Source organism: Flavobacterium selenitireducens (genome assembly GCF_014748335.1).
Taxonomy (GTDB): domain Bacteria; phylum Bacteroidota; class Bacteroidia; order Flavobacteriales; family Flavobacteriaceae; genus Flavobacterium; species Flavobacterium selenitireducens.
The window spans coordinates 148688-173072 of record NZ_JAAVIY010000009.1 but is presented as its reverse complement, the minus strand read 5'-3'; the positions used below and the strand labels follow the sequence as shown (position 1 = coordinate 173072).

Sequence of the window (24385 nt, the reverse complement as noted above, 5' to 3'; positions counted from 1 at the left end):
GGCGGCCGCAGGCCGCCCCTAAACTTTAAAGATATAGCGGACAGCCTGACGGCGGCGCGGCGTTCGCCTGAAAGTGCTGTCGTGACCGATTTTGCGTCCTACACGGGAATCGCCGCCGGCGCGCCCAGATTTACGAATCGGCAAATCGACAAACGCAAACGGACAAACGCCGTGAAGCTAAATCAAACAGCTATGAAAATTAATCAGTTAAGATTTGTTCCATTAAAATAATTAGCTACCTTTGCATCCCCGTAAATAGCGGGAATTAGAATCGTAAAATTTTTTAGTAAACATTATGCCAACAATTCAACAATTAGTAAGAACTGGAAGAACCCAGATAACTAAGAAGTCTAAATCGGTTGCATTGGATTCATGTCCTCAAAGACGTGGCGTTTGTACGCGTGTTTACACCACGACTCCTAAAAAGCCAAACTCCGCGATGCGTAAAGTAGCGCGTGTACGTTTGACTAACGGGAACGAGGTGAACGCATACATCCCAGGAGAAGGACACAACCTCCAAGAGCACTCGATAGTATTAGTTAGGGGCGGAAGGGTAAAAGATTTGCCGGGAGTTCGTTATCACATTGTGCGCGGTGCGCTTGACACTTCTGGTGTTGCAGGCCGTACACAACGTCGTTCGAAATACGGAGCAAAGCGCCCTAAAGACGCAAAAAAGTAATTTAAAAACGTCAAATGACTGAGGTCAGGTGTCCGGCGATGCGTCGCCTGGCATTCGGCAGCTTTCATTCGGCAAAAACTTTAAGAAATGAGAAAAAGACAGGCCAAAAAAAGACCTCTTTTACCAGATCCGCGTTTCAATGACCAGTTGGTAACACGTTTTGTCAACAATTTGATGTGGGACGGTAAAAAATCGACTGCCTTCAAAGTATTCTACGATGCGATTGATATCGTGGAGTCTAAGAAGCAGGACGCTGAGAAATCAGCACTAGAAATTTGGAAAGATGCTTTGACTAACGTAATGCCGCACGTTGAAGTGCGTTCGCGTCGTGTTGGTGGGGCTACGTTCCAGATTCCAATGCAAATTCGCCCGGATCGCAAGATTTCCATGGCGATGAAATGGATGATCCTTTACGCACGTCGCCGCAACGAGAAATCGATGGCGCAGCGTTTGGCTAACGAAGTTTTGGCTGCTGCCAAAGAAGAAGGAGCTGCCGTGAAAAAACGTATGGATACTCACAAGATGGCAGAAGCTAACAAAGCATTCTCTCACTTTAGATTCTAATCAGAAATGGCAAGAGACTTAAAATACACGAGAAATATCGGGATCGCTGCCCACATTGACGCAGGTAAGACTACGACAACGGAGCGTATCCTATTTTATACCGGAAAGTCGCACAAGATCGGTGAGGTTCACGATGGAGCCGCAACGATGGACTGGATGGCGCAGGAGCAGGAGCGTGGTATCACGATCACTTCGGCTGCTACGACATGCGAGTGGAACTTCCCGACAAACCAAGGTAAAGTGACTCCTGAGAGTATGCCTTACCACTTCAACATCATCGATACTCCGGGACACGTTGACTTTACCGTAGAGGTAAACCGTTCGCTTCGCGTATTGGATGGCCTTGTTTTCTTGTTCAGTGCGGTTGACGGTGTTGAGCCGCAATCGGAGACGAACTGGAGGCTTGCTGACCAGTACCGCGTTCCACGTATGGGATTCGTGAACAAAATGGACCGTCAGGGATCTAACTTCCTTGGAGTGTGCCAGCAGGTTCGCGACATGTTGAAGTCCAACGCCGTGGCGATCACGTTGCCTATCGGTGACGAGGCTGATTTTAGAGGAGTTGTGGATTTGGTGAAGAATCAGGCTATCGTATGGCATGATGAAACTCAAGGCGCTACTTTCGATATCATCGACATCCCTGCGGATATGGTGGACGAAGTGAAAGAATACAGAGATATCCTTATCGAGGCTGTGGCCGATTACGATGAGAACTTGCTTGACAAGTACATGGAAGATCCGGATTCAATCACTGAAGAGGAAATCAACAACGCACTTCGCGCTGCAACTATGGACATGGCCATCATCCCGATGATCGCTGGTTCTTCTTTCAAAAACAAAGGAGTTCAGTTCATGCTTGACGCGGTTTGTAAATATTTGCCTTCTCCGCTTGACAAAGAAGGTATCCAGGGAATTCACCCTGACGATGCTGATTTGTTGGAAGAAGACCAAACTAAAATCTTGCGTCGTCCAGACGTAAAAGAGCCGTTCGCTGCTTTGGCATTTAAGATCGCTACTGACCCGTTCGTTGGTCGTTTGGCATTCTTCCGTGCGTACTCAGGACGTCTTGACGCTGGTTCTTATGTCTTGAACACACGTTCAGGAAGCAAAGAGCGTATTTCCCGTATCTATCAGATGCACGCCAACAAGCAAAACCCAATCGAATATATCGAGGCAGGTGATATTGGGGCTGCTGTCGGATTTAAGGATATCAAGACCGGAGATACTTTGTGTGACGAGAAACATCCGATCATCCTTGAATCAATGAAATTCCCTGCGCCGGTAATCGGTATCGCGATCGAGCCTAAAACCAAGGCCGACGTCGATAAGATGGGTATGGCTTTGGCTAAATTGGCCGAGGAAGATCCAACGTTTACCGTTCGTACGGACGAAGCTTCAGGACAAACGATCATTTCAGGTATGGGTGAGCTTCACCTTGACATCCTTGTCGACCGTATGAAGCGCGAGTTCAAAGTGGAAGTTAACCAGGGCGAGCCTCAGGTTGAATACAAAGAAGCTTTCACGAAAGCCGCTCAACACAGAGAGGTGTACAAGAAGCAATCAGGTGGTCGCGGTAAATTCGGTGACATCGTATTCAAATTGGAGCCTGCTGAAGAAGTCGATGGTAAAGTTCCTGTCGGATTGCAGTTTGTCAACGCAGTTAAAGGTGGTAACGTTCCTAAGGAATATATCCCTTCTGTAGAGAAAGGTTTCCGCGAAGCGATGAAACAAGGTCCTTTGGCCGGTTACCAGGTTGATAGTTTGAAAGTGACGTTGCTTGACGGATCGTTCCACCCGGTCGATTCCGATGCGCTTTCTTTTGAATTGGCTGCTAAACTTGGATACCGCGAAGTAGCGAAAGCTGCAGGTGCTATCGTTTTGGAGCCTATCATGAAAATGGAAGTCATCACTCCGGAAGAGAACATGGGAGATATCGTAGGTGATATCAACCGTCGTCGCGGACAAGTGAACGACATGGGTGACAGAAATGGTGCAAAAACAATCAAAGCTGATGTGCCGCTTTCTGAAATGTTCGGATATGTTACAACATTGAGAACATTGTCTTCAGGCCGTGCAACATCAACAATGGAGTTTTCACACTATGCCGAGACACCAGCCAACATTTCGGAAGCTGTAATCAAAAAAGCAAAAGGTAACGCCTAATCTTTAAGAAAATGAGTCAAAAAATCAGAATAAAACTGAAATCTTACGATCACATGCTTGTTGACAAGTCGTCCGAGAAGATCGTAAAAACGGTAAAGAGCACAGGCGCTGTCGTAACAGGTCCGATTCCTTTGCCAACGAACAAGAAGCTTTTTACGGTGTTGCGTTCTCCGCACGTCAACAAAAAAGCGCGTGAGCAGTTCGAGGTAATGTCTTACAAGAGACTTATCGACATCTACTCTTCATCATCCAAGACAATCGATGCTCTAATGAAGCTTGAGTTGCCTAGCGGTGTTGAAGTTGAAATCAAGGTCTGATAATACAGGACAGATAAAATTTTTTGGAAATGATCGGTTTCGGCCGGTCATTTTTTTTGTTTAAGGTTAAAGGTTTGAAGTTTAAAGTTTAAGGTTTAAAGTTTAAGGTTTAAAGTTTAAGGTTGGAGGTTTAAGGTTTGAAGTTTAAGGTTGGAGGTTTAAGGTTTGAAGTTTAAGGTTTGAAGTTTGAGGTTTAAAGTTTGAGGTTTAAAGTTTAAGGTTTAAAGTTTAAAATTGGAGGTTTAAGGTTTAAAGTTTAAAGTTTAAGGTTGGAGGTTTAAGGTTTGAAGTTTGAACTTTTAGGTCCAAGGCTTGAGGTTTGAAGTTGGTGTGTTGTGTTTGCGGGTTAAGGTTAAGGTTTAAGGTTAAGGTTTGAAGTTTAAGGTTTGAAGTTACGCTTCAGGCTTGAGGTTTAAGTCGGTGCTTTGTGTTTGTGGGTTACGGTTTGGAGTGAGGAGAAAGGTTAACATTTGTAAGTTTCGGATTGGCGAGGGGCAAAGAAATGAGTTGTAAGTAATTTCTGTAGAATTGAGGTCATTAAAAAGCCGCCACCACCCACCCGTAAAAATATCCGAATTAGCAATTAGCCAAGTACAGAAAATCTGCCAAAAATCTTAAAATCCCCTAATATCCGCCCAATCCTATCCGCAACTCCACTTCAATCATCCCCACAATAAACACAAAAAAAACCAACGACAACAACTTTAAACCAAAGTGTCCGGCGAACAATGCTCAAATCTCGCAACTTTAAACCCATGTAACGTCCGAATCCACATCATTAAAAAAAAGCAATTCGAAATTCGGAAAACCCTCAGTTTTCAGGTATTTGCAACCAACGTCCACCTTTTATCGATGTTTTTAAAGAATCTTTTGAAAACAAACGAATTACGTTTTGTTTAATAAATCTTAATCTCTATATTTGCACGCTCAAAAAATAGCGTATTGCTGTTTTGAAATCAATTGTTTAATAATTAATTAGTTTTTATGTCTGGGTTAATTGGAAGAAAAATCGGCATGACCAGCATCTTTGACGAGAACGGGAAAAACATCCCTTGTACCGTGATTGAGGCAGGACCATGCGTGGTTACCCAAGTCAGAACCAACGAGGTCGACGGGTATGAAGCGTTGCAACTTGGTTTCGATGACAAATCTGAAAAGCACACTACGAAAGCTGCTGAAGGTCACTTCAAGAAAGCTGGAACGGTTGCCAAAAAGAAGGTCGTTGAATTTCAAGAGTTCGCAACAGAACAGAAATTAGGTGACGTCATTGACGTAACTATTTTCGCAGAAGGTGAATTTGTAGACGTTCAAGGCGTTTCAAAAGGTAAAGGTTTCCAAGGTGTTGTAAAGCGTCATGGTTTTGGTGGTGTGGGTCAGGCGACTCACGGTCAGCACAACCGTTTGCGCGCACCTGGTTCTGTGGGAGCTTCATCTTATCCTTCACGTGTATTCAAAGGAATGCGCATGGCAGGACGTACAGGTGGAGAAAATGTTAAAGTACAAAACTTGAGAGTATTGAAAGTCGTAGCCGACAAGAACCTTATTTTGGTTAAAGGTGCGGTTCCGGGACACAAAAACTCTTACCTAATCATTCAGAAGTAATGGACGTAAAAGTTTTAAATATCAGCGGAAAAGAAACCGGACGTACAGTTAGCCTGGACGCATCCGTTTTCGGGATCGAGCCGAACAAACACGCCGTTTACCTCGATGTGAAGCAATACTTGGCCAACCAACGCCAGGGAACTCACAAAGCGAAAGAACGTGCTGAAGTAACAGGTTCTACCCGTAAGATCAAAAAACAAAAAGGAACAGGTACGGCTCGTGCCGGATCTATCAAGAACCCATTGTTCAAAGGTGGAGGAACTATTTTCGGGCCACGTCCGAGAAGCTATTCGTTCAAATTGAACAAAAACCTGAAGCGTTTGGCTCGTAAGTCGGTGCTTTCGGCGAAAGTTCAGGACAACAGTCTTGTCGTTCTTGAAGATTTCAACTTCGACGTTCCAAACACTAAAAATTTCATCAACGTATTGAAAGCTTTAGGGTTAGACAACAAAAAGTCATTGTTCGTGTTGGGTGATGCCAATAAAAATGTATATTTGTCGTCTCGTAATTTGAAGAGTTCAAGTGTTGTAACTTCTTCTGAACTAAGTACTTACGCGATTTTGAACGCGAATAATGTAGTGCTTCTTGAAGGTTCTTTGGAAGGAATTGTTGAGAATCTAAGTAAATAAGAAGGCGATGAGTATCATAATCAAACCGATAGTTACTGAAAAAGTAACCCGTCAAACCGAGCTTTCGAACCGTTACGGTTTCGTAGTGAGCAAGAAATCCAATAAAGTGGAAATCAAAAAAGCTGTTGAAGCTGCTTACGGCGTAACTGTAGTAGGAGTGAACACTATGAATGTACGCCCTGACCGCTCTGTGAAATACACTAAAAGTGGAATGATCAGTGCCAAGACAAACGCTTTCAAAAAAGCTATCGTCGAGGTTAAGGAGGGTGACACAATCGATTTTTATAACAATATCTAATAGGATACGAAAATGTCAGTTAGAAAATTAAAACCTATTACCCCGGGTCAGCGATTTAGAGTTGTGAATAGCTTTGACACTATCACGACTGATAAGCCGGAGCGCTCTTTGCTAGCACCGATAAAAAACTCTGGAGGTAGAAATAGTCAAGGTAAAATGACCATGCGTTACACAGGCGGTGGTCACAAGAAAAGGTATCGTCTCATCGATTTTCAACGCACTAAAGCAGGAGTTCCTGCAACGGTGAAGTCAATCGAGTACGATCCGAACAGAACTGCGTTCATCGCTTTGTTGGCTTACGCCGATGGAGCCAAAACGTATGTAATTGCTCAAAACGGATTGCAGGTCGGCCAGACGGTAATGTCTGGAGAGAACGCGCAGCCGGAAATCGGGAACACGTTGCCACTTAGCAAAATTCCATTGGGTACGGTTATCTCTTGTATCGAATTGCGTCCGGGACAGGGAGCGGTCATCGCTCGTTCAGCCGGAACATTCGCTCAATTGATGGCGCGTGACGGGAAATACGCTACAATCAAAATGCCTTCAGGAGAGACTCGTTTGATTCTTTTGACTTGTTCGGCTACGATTGGCGCCGTTTCCAACTCTGACCACCAATTGGTCGTTTCAGGTAAGGCTGGACGTTCGCGTTGGTTGGGCCGTCGTCCTCGTACGAGACCAGTTGCCATGAACCCTGTTGATCACCCGATGGGTGGTGGTGAAGGACGCTCTTCAGGAGGTCACCCACGCTCACGCAAAGGTCTTCCGGCTAAAGGTTACAGAACTCGTGCTAAGGCTAATCCGAGCAATAAGTATATTGTAGAACGCAGAAAGAAATAATAAAACATGGCACGTTCATTAAAAAAAGGACCTTTCGTACACTATAAACTAGAGAAGAAAGTTCTTGAAAACGCTGAAAAAGGCAACAAAGGAGTGGTGAAGACTTGGTCTCGCGCTTCTATGATCACGCCTGATTTCGTGGGCCAGACAATCGCTGTCCACAATGGTCGCCAATTCGTTCCGGTTTATGTTACCGAGAACATGGTGGGCCACAAACTAGGAGAATTTTCGCCTACCCGCTCATTCCGCGGTCACGCAGGTGCTAAAAACAAAGGTAAAAAATAAGAAGTCATGGGAGTTCGTAAAAGAGAAAGAGCGGAAGCTATCAAAGAAGCTAACAAGTCGTTGGCCTTTGGGAAATTGAACAATTGCCCTACTTCACCTCGCAAAATGCGCCTGGTAGCTGACTTGGTTAGAGGCCAAAAGGTAGGTCATGCACTAAATATCTTGAGATTCAGCCAGAAAGAGGCGTCTCGTAAACTTGAAACTTTGGTTCGTTCGGTCATTGCCAACTGGCAAGCGAAAAACCCGGATGCAAGTATGGAAGACGCTGGGTTGTTCATCAAGGAGATCCGCGTTGACGGCGGGATGATGTTGAAAAGACTTCGTCCGGCTCCACAGGGTCGTGCACACAGAATCAGAAAACGTTCCAACCACGTAACTGTTGTTTTGGGACAAACCGATAACACACAAGTTAATTCATAAGCAAGCATGGGACAAAAGACTAATCCAATTGGGAATCGCCTTGGTATTATCAGAGGTTGGGATTCAAACTGGTACGGAGGAAACGATTACGGCGATAAACTAGCCGAAGATCACAAGATCCGTAAGTACGTTCATGCTCGTCTATCGAAGGCTAGTGTGTCAAAAGTGATCATCGAGAGAACTTTGAAGCTTGTAACCGTTACTATCACCACTGCACGTCCTGGTATCATCATCGGGAAAGGCGGCCAGGAGGTAGACAAGTTGAAAGAAGAGCTTAAGAAGATTACCGACAAGGAAGTTCAGATCAATATCTTTGAGATCAAGCGTCCTGAGCTCGATGCGTTCTTGGTTGCATCAAGCATCGCGCGTCAAATCGAAAGCCGTATCTCTTATCGTCGTGCCATTAAGATGGCTATCGCAGCCTCTATGCGTATGAACGCCGAAGGGATCAAGGTTCAGATTTCAGGTCGTTTGAACGGAGCTGAAATGGCACGTTCGGAAAATTTCAAAGAAGGTCGTATTCCATTGTCGACTTTCAGGGCCGACATTGACTACGCTTTGGCGGAAGCTCACACGACTTACGGTCGTATGGGTATCAAAGTCTGGATCATGAAAGGCGAAGTTTACGGAAAGAGAGATCTTTCTCCGCTAGTTGGTATGGACAAGCAGAAATCCGGTGGAAAAGGTGGCGACGCCCCACGCGGAGACCGCAAGCCGAACAACGACCGCAGAGGAGGAGACAACAAATCCGGTGGACCTCGTAAAAGAAAGTAATTAACTTAAGGTAAAGTAGAAAAATGTTACAGCCGAAAAGAACCAAGTACCGCAAGGTACAGAAAGGTAGAATGAAGGGTCTTTCCCAAAGAGGGCATGAACTTTCAAACGGTATGTTCGGAATTAAATCAGTACACGAGACAGGAATGTTCCTGACTTCACGCCAAATCGAGGCTGCGCGTATCGCTGCAACCCGTTTCATGAAACGTGAAGGACAATTGTGGATCAAGATTTTCCCGGATAAACCAATCACAAAGAAACCTCTTGAGGTACGTATGGGTAAAGGTAAAGGTGCCGTTGAATATTGGGCAGCCGTTGTCAAGCCTGGAAAAATCATGTTTGAAGTCGGAGGAGTTCCTTTGTCGGTTGCAAAAGAGGCTTTGCGCCTTGCAGCCCAGAAACTTCCGGTCAAGACTAAATTTGTTGTAGCAAGGGATTTCGAAGCTTAATCTTAATCTGTAGAAAAAATGAAACAATCTGAAATTAAAGATCTTTCTGCAGAGCAATTGCAGGAGAAGCTCACCGAAACTAAGAAATCGTATGCTGAATTGACTTCGGCCCACGCCATTTCCCCTATCGCGAACCCGCTTCAAATCAGAAGCGTCAGAAGAACAGTCGCAAGATTGAACACTGAGATCGCAAAAAGAGCACAACAATAATCTGCCCGAAAGATGGAAGAAACAAGAAATTTAAGAAAAGAAAGAATAGGGGTCGTTACTTCGAACAAGATGGAGAAATCTATCGTTGTTGCTGAGACAAAACGCGTAAAGCACCCACTATACGGTAAGTTCGTGTTGAAAACTAAAAAGTATCACGCACACGACGAGAAAAATGACTGCAACGTTGGCGACACCGTACGTATCTCTGAGACACGTCCATTGTCTAAGACGAAATGCTGGAGATTAGTTGAAATCATTGAAAGAGCGAAGTAATTATGGTACAACAGGAATCAAGATTAAAAGTAGCAGACAACACCGGAGCGAAAGAAGTTCTTACGATCCGTGTGCTTGGTGGAACGAAACGTCGTTACGCCTCTGTCGGAGATAAGATCGTAGTTTCGATTAAAGATGCCACTCCAAACGGAAACGTGAAGAAGGGTGCTGTATCGACTGCAGTTGTTGTACGTACCAAAAAAGAGGTTAGAAGAGCCGACGGTTCTTACATCCGTTTCGACGATAACGCTTGTGTTCTTTTGAACGCTGCGGGCGAAATGAGAGGAACCCGTGTTTTTGGTCCGGTTGCAAGAGAACTTCGTGAGAAACAATTCATGAAAATCGTTTCACTGGCACCTGAAGTGCTTTAATTTTTACAATGATGACAAAGCTTAAAATTAAATCAGGAGATATCGTTCGCGTTATCGCAGGTGACCACAAAGGTTCTGAGGGCAAAGTCGTTCGCGTTTACCGTGAGAAAAACAAAGCGGTAGTAGAAGGCGTGAACATGGTGTCGAAACACACCAAGCCGAGCGCGAAAAACCCACAGGGCGGTATCGTGAAGAAAGAAGCTCCTATCCATGTGTCCAACCTCGCTTTGGTTGACGCTAAGACGAAATCTACTACTAAAGTAGGTTTCCGTATCGAAGGAAACAAAAAAGTTCGTTTTTCTAAAAAATCTAATCAAGTAATCTAATCATGGCTTATATCCCAAGACTAAAACAGGAGTACAAAGATCGCGTTGTCTCTGCCCTGAAGGAAGAATTCGGTTATAAAAACGTAATGCAAGTTCCAAAACTTGAGAAAATCGTTTTGAGCCGTGGAGTAGGTGCTGCCGTTTCTGACAAGAAATTGATCGATTACGCAGTAGACGAATTAACCAAAATCACTGGTCAAAAAGCAGTTTCTACCATCTCCAAGAAAGACGTCGCTTCTTTTAAATTGAGAAAAGGAATGCCGATTGGTGCCAAAGTAACCTTGCGCGGAGAGCGTATGTATGAATTCCTCGATCGTTTGATCACCGCTTCGTTGCCACGAGTACGTGACTTCAACGGAATCAGCGCTTCAGGTTTCGACGGACGCGGAAACTACAACCTTGGTGTAACCGAGCAGATCATCTTCCCTGAAATCGACATCGACAAGGTGAACAAGATTTCCGGAATGGATATCACTTTCGTGACATCTGCCGCTACGGACAAGGAAGCAAAATCGCTTTTGGCTGAACTAGGATTACCATTTAAAAAGAACTAAGACATGGCTAAAGAATCAATGAAAGCCCGTGAGGTGAAGCGTCAAAAGACGGTTGATAAGTATGCAGAAAAACGTAAAGCTTTGTTAGAAGCTGGAGATTACGTAGGTTTGCAAAAATTACCGAGAAACGCTTCGCCTGTCCGTTTGCACAATCGTTGCAAATTGACCGGAAGACCAAGAGGTTACATGCGCCAGTTCGGTATATCTCGCGTCACATTCCGTGAGATGGCCAACTCGGGTTTGATCCCAGGTGTAAAGAAAGCCAGCTGGTAATTTGATTAAAATTTCCTCTTGTTTGTAAGAATTTACGCTCAAGAGGAAATTTTAACATATTTTTAACGAGTTTAATTGGTTACAGGTTTGCCAGTGTGGTGCTGTCAAATACCATAACCGCAATTTTATATAAATGTATACAGATCCAATCGCGGACTACCTCACACGAGTCCGTAACGCTGTGGCCGCAAACCACAAAGTGGTGGAAATCCCCGCTTCTAAGATGAAGAAGGAAATCACCAAGATTTTGTTCGATCAAGGTTATATCTTGAGCTACAAATTCGAGGATGACAAAGTTCAGGGAACCATCAAGATCGCGCTTAAGTACGATAAAGATACTAAAGAGCCGGTCATCAAAGACATCCAGAGAATCAGTAAACCAGGTCTACGCAAGTACGCAGGTGCTTCCAACCTTCCACGTATCCTCAACGGATTGGGTATCGCTATCGTTTCGACTTCAAGAGGTCTTATGACCGGGAAGCAAGCCAAGCAACTCAACGTTGGAGGTGAAGTAGTTTGTTACGTATACTAATCTTTAAAGACGAAACACAATGTCAAGAATAGGAAAGAATCCAGTTACTATTCCTGCAGGAGTTACTGTCGACGTTAAAGACGGTATCGTAACTGTAAAAGGAAAATTGGGCCAACTAACTCAGGAGTTTGCAGATGTAGACGTGAAAGTTGAGGAAGGCCAGGTAATCGTTGAGCGTTCAGCTAACGACAAAGATCAGAGATCCAAGCACGGTTTGTACCGTTCGTTGATCAATAATATGGTAATCGGTGTTTCTACCGGATTTACCAAAGACCTAGAACTAGTAGGAGTTGGTTACAGGGCTTCCAACACAGGCCAGAAACTGGACCTTGCGCTTGGTTTCTCCCACAACATCGTGATGGATATCGCTCCGGAAGTTAAAGTAGAGACTGTTTCTGAAAAAGGAAAGAACCCTATCATCAAGCTTACGTCTTTCGACAAACAGCTTTTGGGTGCAGTAGCAGCTAAGATCCGCGGATTCCGTCGCCCTGAGCCTTACAAAGGAAAAGGTGTGAAGTTCGTAGGTGAAGTATTGAGAAGAAAAGCAGGTAAATCAGCTTAATAAGTAGTAATTATGTCATTAACTAAATCCGAGAGAAAACAAAGGATCAAGTTCAGAATCAGAAAGATTGTGAACGGAACGGCCACAAAGCCTAGACTCGCTATTTTCCGTAGCAACAAAGAGATCTACGCTCAGGTAATCGACGACGTGAATGGTGTTACGCTACTTGCTGCATCTTCAAGAGACAAAGGTTTCGACGCCAATGGAACTGCAACCCAGAAGGCTAACGCCGTAGGTAAAGCAGTTGCTGAGAAAGCGTTGAAAGCGGGTATCACCGAAGTTGCCTTCGACCGCGGAGGGAACTTGTACCACGGACGTATTCAATCACTAGCAGAAGGCGCGAGAGAAGCCGGGCTTAAATTCTAAGAGATCATGTATCATACATACAAAAACGTAGAAATCGTAAAGCCAAGCGGACTCGAATTGAAAGACCGTCTGGTAGCTGTAAACCGTGTGACCAAGGTTACTAAGGGTGGACGTGCCTTCGGGTTCTCCGCTATCGTAGTCGTTGGTGACGAGAATGGTGTTGTAGGTCACGGTTTGGGTAAATCAAAAGACGTTTCTGAAGCGATCGCGAAAGCGGTAGAAGACGCTAAGAAAAACTTGGTGAAAATCCCATTGGCCGGACAATCCGTTCCACACGAGCAAAAAGGAAAATTTGGTGGTGCGCGCGTATTTTTGATGCCAGCGTCTCACGGTACGGGAGTTATCGCCGGTGGTGCGGTACGTGCCGTATTGGAGTCGGTTGGTGTTCACGACGTATTGTCAAAGTCACAAGGATCGTCTAACCCTCACAACGTGGTGAAAGCAACTTTCGATGCTTTGCTTCAGATGAGAAGCGCACACACTATCGCAAAACAGCGCGGTGTATCGCTTGAGAAAGTGTTTAAAGGCTAATAACAGGAATCATGGCAAAACTAATAGTAAAACAAGTTAGGAGTCAAATCAACTGCCCGCTAACTCAAAAAAGAGGTCTCATCGCTTTGGGATTGAAAAGAGTCGGACAAGTTGTGGAGCATGAGTCAAATCCTGCCCTCCTTGGGATGATAAACAAAGTTAAACACTTGGTTTCCGTAGAGGAATCAAACTAACACCACTGTTATGAATCTAAGTAATTTGCAGCCTGCTGAAGGCTCAACTCATAATCAGAATAAGCGCGTAGGTCGCGGTGAAGGTTCCGGAAAAGGTGGAACTGCTGCACGCGGACACAAAGGAGCCAAGTCTCGCTCGGGTTACTCCCGCAAGATCGGTTTCGAAGGTGGACAAATGCCATTGCAACGCCGTGTGCCTAAGTTCGGTTTCAAGAACATCAACCGTGTGGAGTATCAGGGGATCAACCTTGACACGCTCCAGGCTTTGGTAGACAACAATATCGTTACGGACACTGTAGATTTCGCTGCAATCGTTTCGAACCGTCTGGCTACTAAGAACGAGGTTGTGAAAATCCTTGGAAGAGGAGAATTGAAAGCTAAACTTAAAGTAAGCGCTCACAAATTCACTGCTGCCGCAAAAGCTGCCATCGAGGCTGCCGGAGGCGAAGCTATAGAACTGTAATCAATCTGGCACGATGAAGAAATTTTTTGAATCATTAGCTAACGTCTGGAAAATCGACGAACTCCGCAACCGCATCACTTTTACGTTGATGTTGCTGTTGGTTTACCGATTCGGGGCGCACGTTACCCTTCCGGGGATCGACGCTACGGCACTGGACAGTTTGGCAGGCCAGACAGAAAAAGGTATCGGATCTATCATTGATATGTTCACGGGAGGTGCTTTCTCGAAAGCATCGGTTTTCGCCCTTGGGATCATGCCGTACATTTCTGCCTCCATCGTGGTTCAGTTGATGGGAATCGCTATTCCTTATCTTCAGAAACTACAAAAAGAAGGCGAAAGCGGACGCAAGAAGCTCAACCAGATCACACGCTGGCTGACGATCCTGATCACGCTTGTACAAGGACCAGGTTATATCTATAACTTGTACCGTACATTGCCGGGTGAGGCTTTCCTTATGGGATTTGACTCGTTCTCTTTCCTTTTCTCTTCGGTATTGATCCTTTCGACAGGTACCATCTTCGCGATGTGGCTTGGAGAAAAAATCACCGACAAAGGAATCGGAAACGGTATCTCCCTATTGATCATGGTCGGAATCCTCGCGCGTCTTCCACAGGCGTTCTTCCAGGAATTCACCTCTACGATCACGAACAACAACGGCGGACCGATGATCTTGGTTATCGAAGTCATCGTATGGCTGCTCGTCATCATCTCTTGTGTACTCCTGGTCATGGCGGTTCGCCGTATCCCGGTGCAGTATGCCAGAAGAACGGTGTCAGGCGAGTTCGAACAGGATGGAAACCGTCAATGGATTCCGCTGAAACTCAACGCTGCCGGCGTCATGCCGATCATCTTCGCCCAGGCGATCATGTTCATCCCGGCCGCACTTGCAGGACTTTCACAGTCCGAGACGTCACAGTCTATCGCAGGAGAGTTCAGCAACATGTTCGGTTTGTGGTACAACGTGGTATTCGGGTTGTTGATCGTACTCTTTACGTACTTCTACACCGCGATCACGGTTCCTACGAACAAGATGGCCGATGATTTGAAAAGAAGCGGCGGTTTCATTCCAGGCGTTCGTCCGGGACAGGAAACATCCGATTATCTTGATCACATTATGTCATTGATTACTTTCCCGGGATCTTTGTTCCTTGCTTTGATCGCTATTTTCCCTGCGATTTTGGTAAGTGTGCTGAACGTACAACAAGCCTGGGCAATGTTCTTCGGAGGTACTTCGTTGATCATCATGGTAGGTGTCGCCATCGATACCATCCAACAAATCAACTCCTACCTGCTGAACAAACATTATGACGGTTTGATGAAAAGCGGTAAAAACAGAAAAGCGGTAGCTTAATTTTATGGCCAAACAATCAGCAATAGAACAGGACGGATCCATCATCGAGGCATTGTCGAATGCGATGTTCCGCGTCGAATTAGAAAACGGCCACGTCGTGATCGCTCACATTTCCGGCAAGATGCGCATGCACTACATCAAGTTGCTTCCGGGCGACAAGGTAAAACTGGAAATGAGCCCGTACGATCTGTCCAAAGCAAGAATCACATACAGATACTAAAAGCATTACATAATGAAAGTAAGAGCATCAGTTAAGAAAAGAAGCGCAGAGTGCATCATTGTGCGCAGAAAAGGAAGATTATACGTAATCAACAAGAAGAATCCACGCTTCAAACAAAGACAAGGTTAATTATGGCAAGAATAGCAGGGGTAGACATCCCAAAAAACAAGAGAGGCGTCATCGCTTTGACTTACATCTTCGGAGTAGGTAGAAGCCGTGCGCAAGAGATCCTGGCTAAAGCCGGAGTTAGCGAAGACATCAAAGTACAAGAGTGGAATGACGACCAGATCGGAGCTATCCGTGACGCCGTTTCCTACTACAAGATCGAAGGTGAACTTCGTTCTGAGACGTCTTTGAACATCAAACGTTTGATGGATATCGGTTGTTACCGCGGCATCCGTCACAGAGCAGGACTTCCGCTTCGTGGCCAACGCACCAAGAATAACTCACGTACGAGAAAAGGTAAACGTAAAACTGTTGCTAACAAGAAGAAGGCAACCAAATAATAAGTAGAGATGGCTAAAGCAGCAGCTAAAAAACGCAAAGTCGTAATTGAATCTACAGGAGAGGCCCACGTTAGCGCCACTTTCAATAACATCATCATTTCCTTGACAAACAAGAAAGGTGAAGTTATCTCTTGGTCTTCAGCTGGTAAAATGGGTTTCCGTGGATCTAAAAAGAACACGCCGTACGCAGCACAGATGGCCGCTGAGGATTGCAGCAAAGTTGCAATGGAAGCAGGTTTGAAAAAAGTGAAGGTATATGTGAAAGGACCAGGAAACGGACGTGAGTCTGCGATCCGTTCTTTGCACAACAGCGGAATCGAAGTGACTGAGATCATCGACGTTACGCCAATGCCGCACAACGGGTGTCGTCCTCCAAAGAGACGTCGCGTATAACAAAGTTTAAGGTTTAAAGTTTAAGGTTTAAGGTTTGGCCGCAACAGTCAACAACTTTAAACTTTAAACTTTAAACCAAATTATAATTAAGTATAACCCGGAAGTCGCAAATGGTTATCGAAGGATTTGACCTGAATTCATAACCGCGCTTCCAAAAATTTTAGAAATGGCAAGATATACTGGTCCACAAACTAAAATCGCCCGTAAATTTGGTGAGGCGATCTTCGGAGACGACAAGTCTTTCGAAAAAAAGAATTACCCTCCAGGGCAACACGGCCTTGCAAAAAAGAGAGGTAAGAAATCAGAATACGCAGTACAGTTGATGGAAAAGCAAAAAGCGAAGTACACTTACGGTATTCTGGAGAAGCAATTCCGCGGATTGTTCGAAAAAGCTGCCGCTTCACGTGGTGTAACCGGTGAGGTTTTGATCCAGCTTTGCGAGGCACGTTTGGATAACGTGGTTTACCGTATGGGAATCGCTCCATCTCGCCGTGCAGCCCGTCAAATCGTTTCACACCGCCACATCACAGTAAATGGCGAGTTGGTGAACATTCCTTCTTATCACTTGAAAGCTGGTGACAAAGTTGCCGTCCGCGAAAAGTCAAAATCACTTGAGACGATCACGAACGCTTTGGCAGCCTCTTCTCATGTATATGAGTGGATCACTTGGAACCAAGCAACAATGGAAGGTACTTTCGTTTCTGTTCCTGCACGTCTTCAGATCCCTGAAAACATCAAGGAGCAACTAATCGTCGAATTGTACAACAAATAATAACTGACGCAGTCGAAATTATGGCAATATTTAATTTTCAGAAACCCGATAAGGTTATCATGATCGATTCAACTGATTCAGAAGGCAAATTCGAATTTCGCCCTCTTGAACCAGGCTATGGATTGACTGTTGGTAACGCTTTGAGAAGGGTCCTGCTTTCCGCACTGGAAGGATATGCAATCACCTCGGTACGCATCGAAGGTGTAGATCACGAATTCTCCACTATTTCAGGAGTTGTGGAAGATGTGACCGAAATCATCCTCAACCTGAAGCAGGTGCGTTTCAAACGCCAGATTGAAGACGTAGACAACGAGTCGGTTACCATTTCCGTTTCAGGAAAAGATCAGCTTACCGCTGGTGATTTCCAGAAATTCATCTCTGGTTTCCAGGTATTGAACCCGGAACTTGTAATCTGTAATCTCGACAGCAAAGTCAACATCAACATGGAGTTGACTATCGAAAAAGGACGTGGTTACGTTCCTGCCGAAGAGAACAAAAAGCAAAACGCGCCTATCGGTACCATCGCTACGGATTCGATCTTTACTCCGGTAAAGAACGTGAAGTACGCCATCGAGAACTTCCGCGTCGAGCAAAAAACCGATTACGAGAAACTGGTTTTTGAAATCAAGACTGACGGTTCCATCAACCCTAAAGACGCGTTGACCGAAGCCGCCAAAGTTTTGATCCACCACTTCATGTTGTTCAGCGACGAGCGCATTACGCTTGAAGCGGACGAAATCGCACAAACAGAATCATACGACGAAGAGTCGTTGCACATGCGTCAGCTCCTTAAGACCAAATTGGTCGACATGGACTTGTCGGTACGCGCACTGAACTGTTTGAAAGCGGCAGAAGTGGATACTTTGGGAGACCTTGTCTCTTTCAACAAGAACGATTTGATGAAATTCCGCAACTTCGGTAAGAAATCATTGACTGAGCTTGACGAATTGGTCGCTCAGAAAAACCTGACTTTCGGAATGGATCTAAGCAAGTATAAATTAGATAAAGACTAGTTCGCAGCGCGAATTAAAAAAGTAATACAATGAGACACGGAAAGAAATTTAATCACCTTAGCAGACAAACTGGCCACCGTAAGGCTATGTTGGCGAACATGGCTTGTTCCCTTATCGAGCACAAGCGCATCAACACCACTGTCGCTAAAGCAAAAGCGCTTAAGGTTTTTGTTGAGCCGCTTATCACAAAGTCAAAAGACGACACGACACACAACCGTCGTATCGTTTTCGCATACCTTCGCAACAAATACGCGGTTACCGATTTGTTCCGCGACGTAGCAGCCAAAGTGGGCGACCGTCCGGGAGGATACACCCGTATCATCAAGTTGGGTAATCGTTTGGGAGATAACGCCGATATGGCGATGATCGAACTTGTAGATTTCAACGAATTGTACAACGGAGGCAAGAAAGAAGAGAAAAAAGGAAGAAGCCGTCGTGGCGGAAAAGCAAAAGCTACGGCTACTGCTGCCGCTCCAGCTGCTAAAACTGAAGCTGCTCCGGCTGCCGAGGTCGAAGAGCCGACAGTTGACGCTCCAGAAGCAGAGCTAGAAGCAGCTCCGGTTGCCGAAGCTCCTGCAACAGAGGCTCCTGAAGCTCCTGCTGCTGATGCGACAGAAGAAAAGAAGGAAGAATAGTAATTTCTTTTTGATATAAAAAAGGGACGAGCTTAGGTTTGTCCCTTTTTTTTTATCTTTTCCGGATGAAATATGCCTGGCTTTTTTATGTTGTATCGTTGGCTGCCGTAGGGTGCGGTCCAGGCGACGATTCGCAAAACGATACGTGCCGCATCAGCGGTTGCCATATCAGCGCGCTGAATTACAACGACAAATTGGCGCTCGTGCAAAATACGGTAGATCCTGCGTTTCCGGGATACGTCACCTTCGAATACGATCACGGCCGGATCTCCAAATCTTATGGCGGACATTACCGCTTTCCGGGATTTCCCGATGCGACCTACATACTTTTGGAAGAAGCGGAAAACCACTTTTCGTATTCCGGAGATACCACTACGGTTGTGATATCGGCCAACTCTGACCCAAATCCGGAAGTTCACCGCTATGTCGTCCGTTCGGGCTAGCTCAAGTACCGAAAAAGTACCGTTACTTTCCCATTTTTACGCCACGAAGAATTCTATTACGACTATTCGCCGGCCAAGGTATTGGAAAGACGGGTTGCGGACGGCTCCGTGTCCAGGACGTTCTACCTGTCTGCGAATGGCAATCTCGAGCGTGTGGAACGAATACACGAAAATGAGTTTGGACAGACCGTTTATACGACGAATCTTCTGTACTCAAACTATGACGATACGCCCAATCCGCTAAAAGGTCATTTTGCCATTGAGGGCGCGTTTTATGCCGCTTTTTCGAATAACGTATCGTTTGCGGTCAAAATGGTCGTGTCACCTCCTCCGCAACCGGAAGTCGGCGATGTATTGTATGAATCTCATCAGGAACCTGTTTATGGACCGGATGGGTTTCCCGTGATTTTCCAACGCCAATGCCAATGACTCTTTCGTTTGGGACAGATGGTCGGCTCTGTTGAGTCTATATTGGGATTTTATTTGATTAAAAATCAATATATTAGCAGCACAGTCGCGATGTTCATACGGAGGTCACCATGATAGTAATTGCGCCTCACGGTCGACAGCGTTGCCAAAACGCTTGTCACTTTTTCTTGAAGTTTTGCTTAACAGGGACAAATGAAAAAAATCGTTATCGTCATTCTTGTGTTTTGCACGGGTAGCGTTGCTGCACAAACCGAAAGGTCGCTCGAAGAAACAAAGGATTATATCGTCAGGATGATTAATGAGTACGGTTGGAAACAAAATTCCGACACACGGCGACTCAGGGCCGATTTTGACGGCGACCTGCTGAAAATAACGACCGAGAACCGATTGTTTGGTCGAATGGCGGAGACGCCTGACGTCTGGGATTTTACTCACATCTACCGCTATAAAGGGCCGACCAAACAGCCAGGAGACGTTGCCGAGTTGATAATTTGGGCGGACCTGCTCGTAAACCCGGCGGCCGACAAATGGGCCAAGCAAAATCTTGAAATGGACATCCGCAATTATGCCGTAGGGGAGCAGCTTATGAACGCTTTCCGGCGACTGAACCAGTTGTTGTTGGAAAAGAAGCCGGCTGTTGAGAAGTTTTAAACGGTTACTGATGCAATGCCCTAACTCGAAACAGTTCATTTGCGTCGTATCCTTATAAAACCGGTCCTTCAAATGATCCTGTAAAACCGCAGGCAAAGGCGAGGTCGTTAAGTGCGTCGCTAAAGATTTTTCCTACGCTAAGCGAATTTCCTTATCTTCGGGCGTGACGTGTTCTCCCAAATTTGTTCCGCTACGCCTACTATGAAATACGCTTTTTATTTTTTCCTTATCGCCTCGCTCAACGGGTTCAGCCAGAAAGTTGACATTTTACTCATTGGCGTATCTCACAATTACGGAAAATCTCCAACCCAGGACGTGACGGGAATTTACTCGAAGATCAGGCAGTTCAAGCCTCAGGCTTTTTTTGGGGAATTCGTCAGTAAGGAAGACGAGCGGCTACTTGCCGATTACTGGTGCAAACAGGACAATCTCAAACGTCTCGATAGACTGGTCGCCAACCGCGATATCGATACGGCAAGACTTCCAAATACAATAGACAGCCTAAAGCGCCTGTCAGTTCAACATCCGGCAGATTTCCGCCTGAAGATTGGTCTTGCCCATGCCTACTATCTCAATCAGGATGTGGCCAACGGTCATTTCCAGTTTTGGAAGGTATTCAATCATCTTCGGAAAACGCCAAATCAGGAAATTGAAAATTACCTCGCGAAAGTGTTGGCTCCGCAACTCGATGTCAGCGGCCGGAGCATGACGCGGTTGAAAACATCCGAGTACGACCTTATTGCATTCCCGATGATGGCAGAACTGGGCATGGCAGAGCTTTTTCCGATGGATTGCCAGGATTACGACCTGAACTGGTCGGCGGCGGCGGCGGCATTCCACGCAAAGTTCGAAGCATTCAAAAAAGACGCTTCGGGCGGCACATCAAACGTCTTGAAGGCGATGCTCGATAGGAGAGACAAAGGATTCGAGCGCTACGCACAGGCAGAGAAAAACGCCACAAATTTTACCGAATGGCTCAATACACCGGAAGCTTCGGCTATTTTGGCATCGGGCGACTTCTATTTTGAGGAAATGTACGACATCAAAGGTTTTCCTAAACAGGAAATGTTATCGCAACTCCATTGGTGGCTTAAACGAAACGAAGGGATGTGTGCGAATGTCGTCGAACGCGCCAGGGCACAACGCGTGAAACGGATAGTGGTAATAGTCGGGGCGAACCACAGGGCTTTTATGACCGATGCATTCATTCGAATCAAAGGCGTTTCGGTGTCCGGAATCGATTCCGCAGATTAGTCCAGGTGGTACGGAAAAACCCAAAATCGACCTGGATTTGCATGGGCTCATATGTCTCGCCAATATTTAAAATTTCCTACTTTTACCGCCACTCATCAAACCTGCCTAATCAAATATGTACAAGATTACCCGGTCGGCACTTTTCGTTGCACTCCTTCTTGTTTTTTCGCTCGCCTATTCACAGGACAAGAACATTGACTCTTTAAAAATGGTTTTCGGAAATTCGAAAATTCATGACACCACAAAAATGAGTGCCATTGTCACTTTGATGAAGACAAAGTATACGCAGAACAATCCAAATTATTTCTACCTGAATAATTGGATGGGAGAACTGGCCCTGAAAAACCAAAAATCGAAAAACGCCTCTGTATATGAATCGGCTACCTCGTACCTCGCAACGCATTACTCCGGTGTTGCCATCCAACAATTTGTAACCGGCAAGGCCGACAAATCTGTAGGGTATATCGATAAGGCGATCACCGCATACAGGTCGATCGGCGATGATTACAATATGTATTTCCAGTACATCATAAAGGCGCAGTTTTTATACAGGACCAACCAAACAGAAAGAGCGGTCTCGTGCTTGTTCGATGCCTTGAAGTATTACGAAAAAAACAAAGCGAACAATCTTAGTCAAATTGCCTACGCGACATCGACCCTTGCAAATATTTATGCCAAACAGGCAAAACATAAAGAGGCCATCACCTATTATAAAAAGGTAATCGAATATTACAATGCTGATCCCGACATGGCTGAACATGCAAAAAACAATATGAAGGTCAGTGTTTACGGCTCGATGGGAAATTCTTACCAGCAATTAAAAATGTATGGAGAAGCCGTGGAGTGCTATCAGAAGTCACTTGCACTAAGCAAAAAAACAGGCGATAAGACCAATGAACGACTCGTGTATACCAAATTAGGAATGGTAAAGCTGGACCAAAACCGGTATGACGAAGCCGAAACGATACTGCTTGAAATGGTCAATACTCCTATGAGCAAATTGTCGGAGGCACACCTGAATCTCGCACTGGGACGCCTGTACCTTGAAAAAGAAGATTTTGCGAAGGCGAGTGCCTACGCAGAAAAAGGATTTTCAATCAGCGTTGAGAACAAATTCATCGACCTTCAGGAATCGGGGGCCAATTTTCTACTCAAGATCAGCAAAGGAAACAAAGACTTTAAGAGAGCGCTTGAAATACAGGAATTCAGGGAAAAGCTAAAGGATTCCAGCAAAGTTGAAGCATCGAAAAATGCGTTGGCGCAACAACAACTTAAGTACGATTTCGAGAAAAAGGAGCTGCAACAAAAAATCGTCCAGGACAAAAAAGTATCCGACCTCAAACTGCAAGCCCAGAAAAAAGCGGCCCTTGATTCGTCCAAAAACAAATTGGCGCGACAGCAATTGGTTTATGATTTCGAGAAAAAGCAATTGAACGAAAAACTTGTCCAAGGCAAGAAATTGAACGCAATCAAACTAGACGCTGAAAAGAAAACCGCCGAAAAAAACAATTTGCTTTTAGGACTTTCCTCGGTTCTCGTACTGTTTTCGGCCGGTGGCTATTTTTATTACCGGAACAGCAAACAGAAACAATCCATCGCGAATTTGGAAAAGAACCAAATCAAGCAAAAACTACTCATTACCCAGATGAACCCGCATTTCATATTCAATTCGGTGCAAAATATCCGAAGCCTGATCAACAACAAACAGAATGACGAAGCGGTGGATTATTTGGGCAAATTTTCGACCTTGACCCGACAAATCCTTGAAAACTCCAACGAAAACTACATCGCGCTCGAGGAAGAAGTCCAAATGATCGAGAATTACCTTTCGATACAACAACTCCTGTACGATTACAAATTTACCTTTACCGTGATCGTTGAGGAAGACATCGATGTCGAATCGATCTTTTTACCGCCTATGCTCGCGCAACCGTTTATAGAAAACGCGATCAAACACGGGCTCAGCAATATGTCGGAAAACGGAAAAATAGCGGTTCATTTCTTTTTGCAGCAAAACAAATTGTTCTTCGAAGTCACCGATAACGGCAAAGGATTCGACACCGACAAAAAGATAAGCAACCACAAGTCGCTGGCCATGACCATTACCAAAGAACGACTGGTCAATTACACCAAGAACAAGGATTTTGTGGTGCAAACGGACAACCTTTTGAATCCCGAAGGAAAAATCAACGGAGCCAAAGTTGTTTTCGAGGTTCCCTATATTTACGAAAATTAACGCCCCGTCATGTTACGAGCTATTGTCATAGACGACATCGAAAAAATCCGAAAGGAAAACATCAACATCATCAGGGCCAACTGTCCCGGCATTTCCATTGTCGGTCAAGCCGATTCGGTGGCTTCCGGCGTAAAACTGATCAAACAGCTGACGCCCGATTTGGTCTTTCTCGATGTCGAAATGCCTGATGGAACCGGGTTTGATTTGCTGCAAAAGTTGAGTCCGATAGCATTCAAGGTAATTTTCATCACCGGTTACGAGGACTTCGCCATCAGGGCTTTTCGATTCTCGGCCATAGATTATTTGTTAAAGCCGTTGGACGGCAAGGAATTGGTCGAAGCCGTCAAAAAGGCCGAACACGCGCTGAGTACGGAGGTTTTCGATATGAAGCTCCACAATTTGTTCACCAATCTCGAGCGTCCGAAAAACCTCCAAAAGCTGGTGCTCAAAACAGCCGACAAGATCTATTCGGTAAACATCCAGGATATCATCAACTGCGAATCCGACAAAAACTACACGACGTTTTATTTCATCAACGCGCCCCAACTCGTGGTGTCGACCAATCTCAAGGAATACGAAACGTTGTTGGGCCCGCATAATTTCTTCAGGACGCACAAATCGCATTTGATCAACATGACGTACTTCGATCACTTCATCAAATCGGAAGGCGGCAATACGATCGTGATGAAGAACAAGTCGTCGGTTCCGCTGTCGGTTCGCAAAAAAGAAGAATTTTTGGTCTTGCTCGACAGTCTTTAGCCAATTTCGCAAAAACGTTTGTCCGGCGATACGCAACGTTAATCGGTCAAA

38 protein-coding genes and 1 pseudogene are annotated in these 24385 nt (G+C 45.2%); all 39 read left to right on the top strand.

Annotated features, from left to right (window positions below; all coding sequences use genetic code 11):
- Positions 1 to 231, top strand: a 231-nt coding sequence (locus HC229_RS16625; RefSeq protein WP_223845614.1) for a hypothetical protein, incomplete at its 5' end; no start/stop codon positions are given.
- A 64-nt stretch (positions 232 to 295) separates the two neighbouring features.
- On the top strand, positions 296 to 679 hold the full coding sequence (rpsL, locus tag HC229_RS13640) for a 30S ribosomal protein S12 (RefSeq protein ID WP_169528676.1): 384 nt from the start codon (positions 296 to 298) through the stop codon (positions 677 to 679).
- An 87-nt stretch (positions 680 to 766) separates the two neighbouring features.
- Entirely contained in the window at positions 767 to 1243 is a 477-nt protein-coding gene (rpsG, locus tag HC229_RS13635) for a 30S ribosomal protein S7 (protein ID WP_176005649.1), read from the top strand.
- 6 nt (positions 1244 to 1249) lie between these two features.
- Positions 1250 to 3406 (top strand): elongation factor G, encoded by a 2157-nt coding sequence (fusA, locus tag HC229_RS13630; protein ID WP_191021046.1) that lies wholly within the window; start codon positions 1250 to 1252, stop codon positions 3404 to 3406.
- A gap of 11 nt (positions 3407 to 3417) precedes the next feature.
- A complete protein-coding gene (gene rpsJ / locus HC229_RS13625) occupies positions 3418 to 3723 on the top strand; it encodes a 30S ribosomal protein S10 (RefSeq protein WP_169528673.1) in 306 nt (101 codons plus the stop codon).
- A 984-nt stretch (positions 3724 to 4707) separates the two neighbouring features.
- Entirely contained in the window at positions 4708 to 5325 is a 618-nt protein-coding gene (gene rplC / locus HC229_RS13620) for a 50S ribosomal protein L3 (protein ID WP_191021045.1), read from the top strand.
- Complete coding sequence (rplD, locus tag HC229_RS13615; protein WP_191021044.1) at positions 5325 to 5954, top strand: 50S ribosomal protein L4; 630 nt, start codon at positions 5325 to 5327, stop codon at positions 5952 to 5954. Before rplC ends, rplD begins: the two co-directional genes overlap by 1 nt.
- Before the next feature lie 7 nt (positions 5955 to 5961).
- Positions 5962 to 6252 carry a 50S ribosomal protein L23 gene (rplW, locus tag HC229_RS13610; RefSeq protein ID WP_191021043.1) on the top strand — a complete coding sequence of 97 codons (291 nt, stop codon included), beginning with the start codon at positions 5962 to 5964 and terminating at the stop codon, positions 6250 to 6252.
- A gap of 12 nt (positions 6253 to 6264) precedes the next feature.
- Complete coding sequence (gene rplB / locus HC229_RS13605) at positions 6265 to 7089, top strand: 50S ribosomal protein L2 (RefSeq protein ID WP_191021042.1); 825 nt, start codon at positions 6265 to 6267, stop codon at positions 7087 to 7089.
- Positions 7090 to 7095: 6 nt separating this feature from the next.
- On the top strand, positions 7096 to 7374 hold the full coding sequence (rpsS, locus tag HC229_RS13600) for a 30S ribosomal protein S19 (RefSeq protein ID WP_191021041.1): 279 nt from the start codon (positions 7096 to 7098) through the stop codon (positions 7372 to 7374).
- Between the two features lie 6 nt (positions 7375 to 7380).
- Positions 7381 to 7794: a 50S ribosomal protein L22 gene (gene rplV / locus HC229_RS13595; protein WP_191021040.1), complete on the top strand. Its 414-nt coding sequence runs from the start codon at positions 7381 to 7383 to the stop codon at positions 7792 to 7794.
- Between the two features lie 6 nt (positions 7795 to 7800).
- Complete coding sequence (rpsC, locus tag HC229_RS13590) at positions 7801 to 8568, top strand: 30S ribosomal protein S3 (protein WP_191021039.1); 768 nt, start codon at positions 7801 to 7803, stop codon at positions 8566 to 8568.
- 23 nt (positions 8569 to 8591) lie between these two features.
- Positions 8592 to 9017 carry a 50S ribosomal protein L16 gene (gene rplP, locus HC229_RS13585; RefSeq protein WP_191021038.1) on the top strand — a complete coding sequence of 142 codons (426 nt, stop codon included), beginning with the start codon at positions 8592 to 8594 and terminating at the stop codon, positions 9015 to 9017.
- An 18-nt stretch (positions 9018 to 9035) separates the two neighbouring features.
- A complete protein-coding gene (gene rpmC, locus HC229_RS13580) occupies positions 9036 to 9227 on the top strand; it encodes a 50S ribosomal protein L29 (protein WP_191021037.1) in 192 nt (63 codons plus the stop codon).
- Between the two features lie 12 nt (positions 9228 to 9239).
- A complete protein-coding gene (rpsQ, locus tag HC229_RS13575; protein WP_191021036.1) occupies positions 9240 to 9500 on the top strand; it encodes a 30S ribosomal protein S17 in 261 nt (86 codons plus the stop codon).
- A 2-nt stretch (positions 9501 to 9502) separates the two neighbouring features.
- A complete protein-coding gene (gene rplN, locus HC229_RS13570) occupies positions 9503 to 9871 on the top strand; it encodes a 50S ribosomal protein L14 (RefSeq protein ID WP_007803649.1) in 369 nt (122 codons plus the stop codon).
- Between the two features lie 11 nt (positions 9872 to 9882).
- Complete coding sequence (gene rplX / locus HC229_RS13565) at positions 9883 to 10197, top strand: 50S ribosomal protein L24 (protein ID WP_191021055.1); 315 nt, start codon at positions 9883 to 9885, stop codon at positions 10195 to 10197.
- A gap of 2 nt (positions 10198 to 10199) precedes the next feature.
- Positions 10200 to 10751, top strand: coding sequence for a 50S ribosomal protein L5 (gene rplE / locus HC229_RS13560; protein ID WP_191021035.1), 552 nt, complete (start codon positions 10200 to 10202; stop codon positions 10749 to 10751).
- 3 nt (positions 10752 to 10754) lie between these two features.
- A complete protein-coding gene (rpsN, locus tag HC229_RS13555; protein WP_191021034.1) occupies positions 10755 to 11024 on the top strand; it encodes a 30S ribosomal protein S14 in 270 nt (89 codons plus the stop codon).
- A gap of 133 nt (positions 11025 to 11157) precedes the next feature.
- On the top strand, positions 11158 to 11556 hold the full coding sequence (gene rpsH / locus HC229_RS13550) for a 30S ribosomal protein S8 (protein WP_191021033.1): 399 nt from the start codon (positions 11158 to 11160) through the stop codon (positions 11554 to 11556).
- A 19-nt stretch (positions 11557 to 11575) separates the two neighbouring features.
- Positions 11576 to 12118, top strand: a complete 543-nt coding sequence (rplF, locus tag HC229_RS13545; RefSeq protein WP_191021032.1) for a 50S ribosomal protein L6 — start codon at positions 11576 to 11578, stop codon at positions 12116 to 12118.
- 12 nt (positions 12119 to 12130) lie between these two features.
- Positions 12131 to 12484: a 50S ribosomal protein L18 gene (gene rplR / locus HC229_RS13540; protein WP_191021031.1), complete on the top strand. Its 354-nt coding sequence runs from the start codon at positions 12131 to 12133 to the stop codon at positions 12482 to 12484.
- Positions 12485 to 12490: 6 nt separating this feature from the next.
- A complete protein-coding gene (gene rpsE, locus HC229_RS13535) occupies positions 12491 to 13015 on the top strand; it encodes a 30S ribosomal protein S5 (protein ID WP_191021030.1) in 525 nt (174 codons plus the stop codon).
- Between the two features lie 11 nt (positions 13016 to 13026).
- Positions 13027 to 13209, top strand: coding sequence for a 50S ribosomal protein L30 (gene rpmD / locus HC229_RS13530; RefSeq protein WP_191021029.1), 183 nt, complete (start codon positions 13027 to 13029; stop codon positions 13207 to 13209).
- Positions 13210 to 13219: 10 nt separating this feature from the next.
- On the top strand, positions 13220 to 13672 hold the full coding sequence (gene rplO, locus HC229_RS13525; protein ID WP_191021028.1) for a 50S ribosomal protein L15: 453 nt from the start codon (positions 13220 to 13222) through the stop codon (positions 13670 to 13672).
- Between the two features lie 13 nt (positions 13673 to 13685).
- Complete coding sequence (gene secY, locus HC229_RS13520) at positions 13686 to 15023, top strand: preprotein translocase subunit SecY (RefSeq protein ID WP_191021027.1); 1338 nt, start codon at positions 13686 to 13688, stop codon at positions 15021 to 15023.
- A gap of 4 nt (positions 15024 to 15027) precedes the next feature.
- Positions 15028 to 15243, top strand: coding sequence for a translation initiation factor IF-1 (infA, locus tag HC229_RS13515; RefSeq protein ID WP_026714631.1), 216 nt, complete (start codon positions 15028 to 15030; stop codon positions 15241 to 15243).
- Between the two features lie 12 nt (positions 15244 to 15255).
- On the top strand, positions 15256 to 15372 hold the full coding sequence (gene ykgO / locus HC229_RS13510) for a type B 50S ribosomal protein L36 (protein WP_002987490.1): 117 nt from the start codon (positions 15256 to 15258) through the stop codon (positions 15370 to 15372).
- A 2-nt stretch (positions 15373 to 15374) separates the two neighbouring features.
- Positions 15375 to 15749, top strand: a complete 375-nt coding sequence (gene rpsM / locus HC229_RS13505; protein WP_191021026.1) for a 30S ribosomal protein S13 — start codon at positions 15375 to 15377, stop codon at positions 15747 to 15749.
- Between the two features lie 9 nt (positions 15750 to 15758).
- Positions 15759 to 16142, top strand: a complete 384-nt coding sequence (rpsK, locus tag HC229_RS13500) for a 30S ribosomal protein S11 (protein WP_191021025.1) — start codon at positions 15759 to 15761, stop codon at positions 16140 to 16142.
- A gap of 166 nt (positions 16143 to 16308) precedes the next feature.
- Positions 16309 to 16914 carry a 30S ribosomal protein S4 gene (rpsD, locus tag HC229_RS13495; protein ID WP_191021024.1) on the top strand — a complete coding sequence of 202 codons (606 nt, stop codon included), beginning with the start codon at positions 16309 to 16311 and terminating at the stop codon, positions 16912 to 16914.
- A gap of 20 nt (positions 16915 to 16934) precedes the next feature.
- Entirely contained in the window at positions 16935 to 17927 is a 993-nt protein-coding gene (locus HC229_RS13490; protein WP_191021023.1) for a DNA-directed RNA polymerase subunit alpha, read from the top strand.
- Between the two features lie 29 nt (positions 17928 to 17956).
- Positions 17957 to 18433, top strand: a pseudogene (gene rplQ / locus HC229_RS13485) (50S ribosomal protein L17); the annotation flags it as partial.
- A 194-nt stretch (positions 18434 to 18627) separates the two neighbouring features.
- Positions 18628 to 19005, top strand: a complete 378-nt coding sequence (locus HC229_RS13480) for a hypothetical protein (RefSeq protein WP_191021021.1) — start codon at positions 18628 to 18630, stop codon at positions 19003 to 19005.
- Between the two features lie 153 nt (positions 19006 to 19158).
- Entirely contained in the window at positions 19159 to 19434 is a 276-nt protein-coding gene (locus HC229_RS13475) for a hypothetical protein (protein WP_191021020.1), read from the top strand.
- Positions 19435 to 19626: 192 nt separating this feature from the next.
- Entirely contained in the window at positions 19627 to 20085 is a 459-nt protein-coding gene (locus HC229_RS13470) for a hypothetical protein (protein WP_191021019.1), read from the top strand.
- A 201-nt stretch (positions 20086 to 20286) separates the two neighbouring features.
- Positions 20287 to 21339 carry a DUF5694 domain-containing protein gene (locus tag HC229_RS13465; RefSeq protein ID WP_191021018.1) on the top strand — a complete coding sequence of 351 codons (1053 nt, stop codon included), beginning with the start codon at positions 20287 to 20289 and terminating at the stop codon, positions 21337 to 21339.
- A 247-nt stretch (positions 21340 to 21586) separates the two neighbouring features.
- Positions 21587 to 23575 carry a tetratricopeptide repeat protein gene (locus HC229_RS13460; protein WP_191021017.1) on the top strand — a complete coding sequence of 663 codons (1989 nt, stop codon included), beginning with the start codon at positions 21587 to 21589 and terminating at the stop codon, positions 23573 to 23575.
- A 9-nt stretch (positions 23576 to 23584) separates the two neighbouring features.
- Positions 23585 to 24334 (top strand): LytR/AlgR family response regulator transcription factor, encoded by a 750-nt coding sequence (locus tag HC229_RS13455; protein WP_191021016.1) that lies wholly within the window; start codon positions 23585 to 23587, stop codon positions 24332 to 24334.
- Positions 24335 to 24385 lie beyond the last annotated feature (51 nt).

What these genes read in the sequence shown, in the direction of transcription:
- rpsL (WP_169528676.1), top strand. Translation starts at nt 296, where the DNA reads ATGCCAACAATTCAACAATTAGTAAGAACTGGAAGAACCCAGATAACT.
- rplD (WP_191021044.1), top strand. Translation starts at nt 5,325, where the DNA reads ATGGACGTAAAAGTTTTAAATATCAGCGGAAAAGAAACCGGACGTACA.
- HC229_RS13455 (WP_191021016.1), top strand. Translation starts at nt 23,585, where the DNA reads ATGTTACGAGCTATTGTCATAGACGACATCGAAAAAATCCGAAAGGAA.
- rplR (WP_191021031.1), top strand. Translation starts at nt 12,131, where the DNA reads ATGTCATTAACTAAATCCGAGAGAAAACAAAGGATCAAGTTCAGAATC.
- rplF (WP_191021032.1), top strand. Translation starts at nt 11,576, where the DNA reads ATGTCAAGAATAGGAAAGAATCCAGTTACTATTCCTGCAGGAGTTACT.
- rplV (WP_191021040.1), top strand. Translation starts at nt 7,381, where the DNA reads ATGGGAGTTCGTAAAAGAGAAAGAGCGGAAGCTATCAAAGAAGCTAAC.
- rpsJ (WP_169528673.1), top strand. Translation starts at nt 3,418, where the DNA reads ATGAGTCAAAAAATCAGAATAAAACTGAAATCTTACGATCACATGCTT.
- secY (WP_191021027.1), top strand. Translation starts at nt 13,686, where the DNA reads ATGAAGAAATTTTTTGAATCATTAGCTAACGTCTGGAAAATCGACGAA.
- rplN (WP_007803649.1), top strand. Translation starts at nt 9,503, where the DNA reads ATGGTACAACAGGAATCAAGATTAAAAGTAGCAGACAACACCGGAGCG.
- rpmC (WP_191021037.1), top strand. Translation starts at nt 9,036, where the DNA reads ATGAAACAATCTGAAATTAAAGATCTTTCTGCAGAGCAATTGCAGGAG.
- HC229_RS13465 (WP_191021018.1), top strand. Translation starts at nt 20,287, where the DNA reads ATGAAATACGCTTTTTATTTTTTCCTTATCGCCTCGCTCAACGGGTTC.
- rpmD (WP_191021029.1), top strand. Translation starts at nt 13,027, where the DNA reads ATGGCAAAACTAATAGTAAAACAAGTTAGGAGTCAAATCAACTGCCCG.
- HC229_RS13470 (WP_191021019.1), top strand. Translation starts at nt 19,627, where the DNA reads ATGAAAAAAATCGTTATCGTCATTCTTGTGTTTTGCACGGGTAGCGTT.
- infA (WP_026714631.1), top strand. Translation starts at nt 15,028, where the DNA reads ATGGCCAAACAATCAGCAATAGAACAGGACGGATCCATCATCGAGGCA.
- rpsG (WP_176005649.1), top strand. Translation starts at nt 767, where the DNA reads ATGAGAAAAAGACAGGCCAAAAAAAGACCTCTTTTACCAGATCCGCGT.
- rpsC (WP_191021039.1), top strand. Translation starts at nt 7,801, where the DNA reads ATGGGACAAAAGACTAATCCAATTGGGAATCGCCTTGGTATTATCAGA.
- rpsK (WP_191021025.1), top strand. Translation starts at nt 15,759, where the DNA reads ATGGCTAAAGCAGCAGCTAAAAAACGCAAAGTCGTAATTGAATCTACA.
- HC229_RS13460 (WP_191021017.1), top strand. Translation starts at nt 21,587, where the DNA reads ATGAGTGCCATTGTCACTTTGATGAAGACAAAGTATACGCAGAACAAT.
- rpsN (WP_191021034.1), top strand. Translation starts at nt 10,755, where the DNA reads ATGGCTAAAGAATCAATGAAAGCCCGTGAGGTGAAGCGTCAAAAGACG.
- rplE (WP_191021035.1), top strand. Translation starts at nt 10,200, where the DNA reads ATGGCTTATATCCCAAGACTAAAACAGGAGTACAAAGATCGCGTTGTC.
- rpsM (WP_191021026.1), top strand. Translation starts at nt 15,375, where the DNA reads ATGGCAAGAATAGCAGGGGTAGACATCCCAAAAAACAAGAGAGGCGTC.
- rpsD (WP_191021024.1), top strand. Translation starts at nt 16,309, where the DNA reads ATGGCAAGATATACTGGTCCACAAACTAAAATCGCCCGTAAATTTGGT.
- rpsH (WP_191021033.1), top strand. Translation starts at nt 11,158, where the DNA reads ATGTATACAGATCCAATCGCGGACTACCTCACACGAGTCCGTAACGCT.
- rplB (WP_191021042.1), top strand. Translation starts at nt 6,265, where the DNA reads ATGTCAGTTAGAAAATTAAAACCTATTACCCCGGGTCAGCGATTTAGA.
- fusA (WP_191021046.1), top strand. Translation starts at nt 1,250, where the DNA reads ATGGCAAGAGACTTAAAATACACGAGAAATATCGGGATCGCTGCCCAC.
- HC229_RS13490 (WP_191021023.1), top strand. Translation starts at nt 16,935, where the DNA reads ATGGCAATATTTAATTTTCAGAAACCCGATAAGGTTATCATGATCGAT.
- rplW (WP_191021043.1), top strand. Translation starts at nt 5,962, where the DNA reads ATGAGTATCATAATCAAACCGATAGTTACTGAAAAAGTAACCCGTCAA.
- HC229_RS13480 (WP_191021021.1), top strand. Translation starts at nt 18,628, where the DNA reads ATGAAATATGCCTGGCTTTTTTATGTTGTATCGTTGGCTGCCGTAGGG.
- rpsS (WP_191021041.1), top strand. Translation starts at nt 7,096, where the DNA reads ATGGCACGTTCATTAAAAAAAGGACCTTTCGTACACTATAAACTAGAG.
- rplP (WP_191021038.1), top strand. Translation starts at nt 8,592, where the DNA reads ATGTTACAGCCGAAAAGAACCAAGTACCGCAAGGTACAGAAAGGTAGA.
- rpsQ (WP_191021036.1), top strand. Translation starts at nt 9,240, where the DNA reads ATGGAAGAAACAAGAAATTTAAGAAAAGAAAGAATAGGGGTCGTTACT.
- rpsE (WP_191021030.1), top strand. Translation starts at nt 12,491, where the DNA reads ATGTATCATACATACAAAAACGTAGAAATCGTAAAGCCAAGCGGACTC.
- rplO (WP_191021028.1), top strand. Translation starts at nt 13,220, where the DNA reads ATGAATCTAAGTAATTTGCAGCCTGCTGAAGGCTCAACTCATAATCAG.
- rplX (WP_191021055.1), top strand. Translation starts at nt 9,883, where the DNA reads ATGACAAAGCTTAAAATTAAATCAGGAGATATCGTTCGCGTTATCGCA.
- ykgO (WP_002987490.1), top strand. Translation starts at nt 15,256, where the DNA reads ATGAAAGTAAGAGCATCAGTTAAGAAAAGAAGCGCAGAGTGCATCATT.
- rplC (WP_191021045.1), top strand. Translation starts at nt 4,708, where the DNA reads ATGTCTGGGTTAATTGGAAGAAAAATCGGCATGACCAGCATCTTTGAC.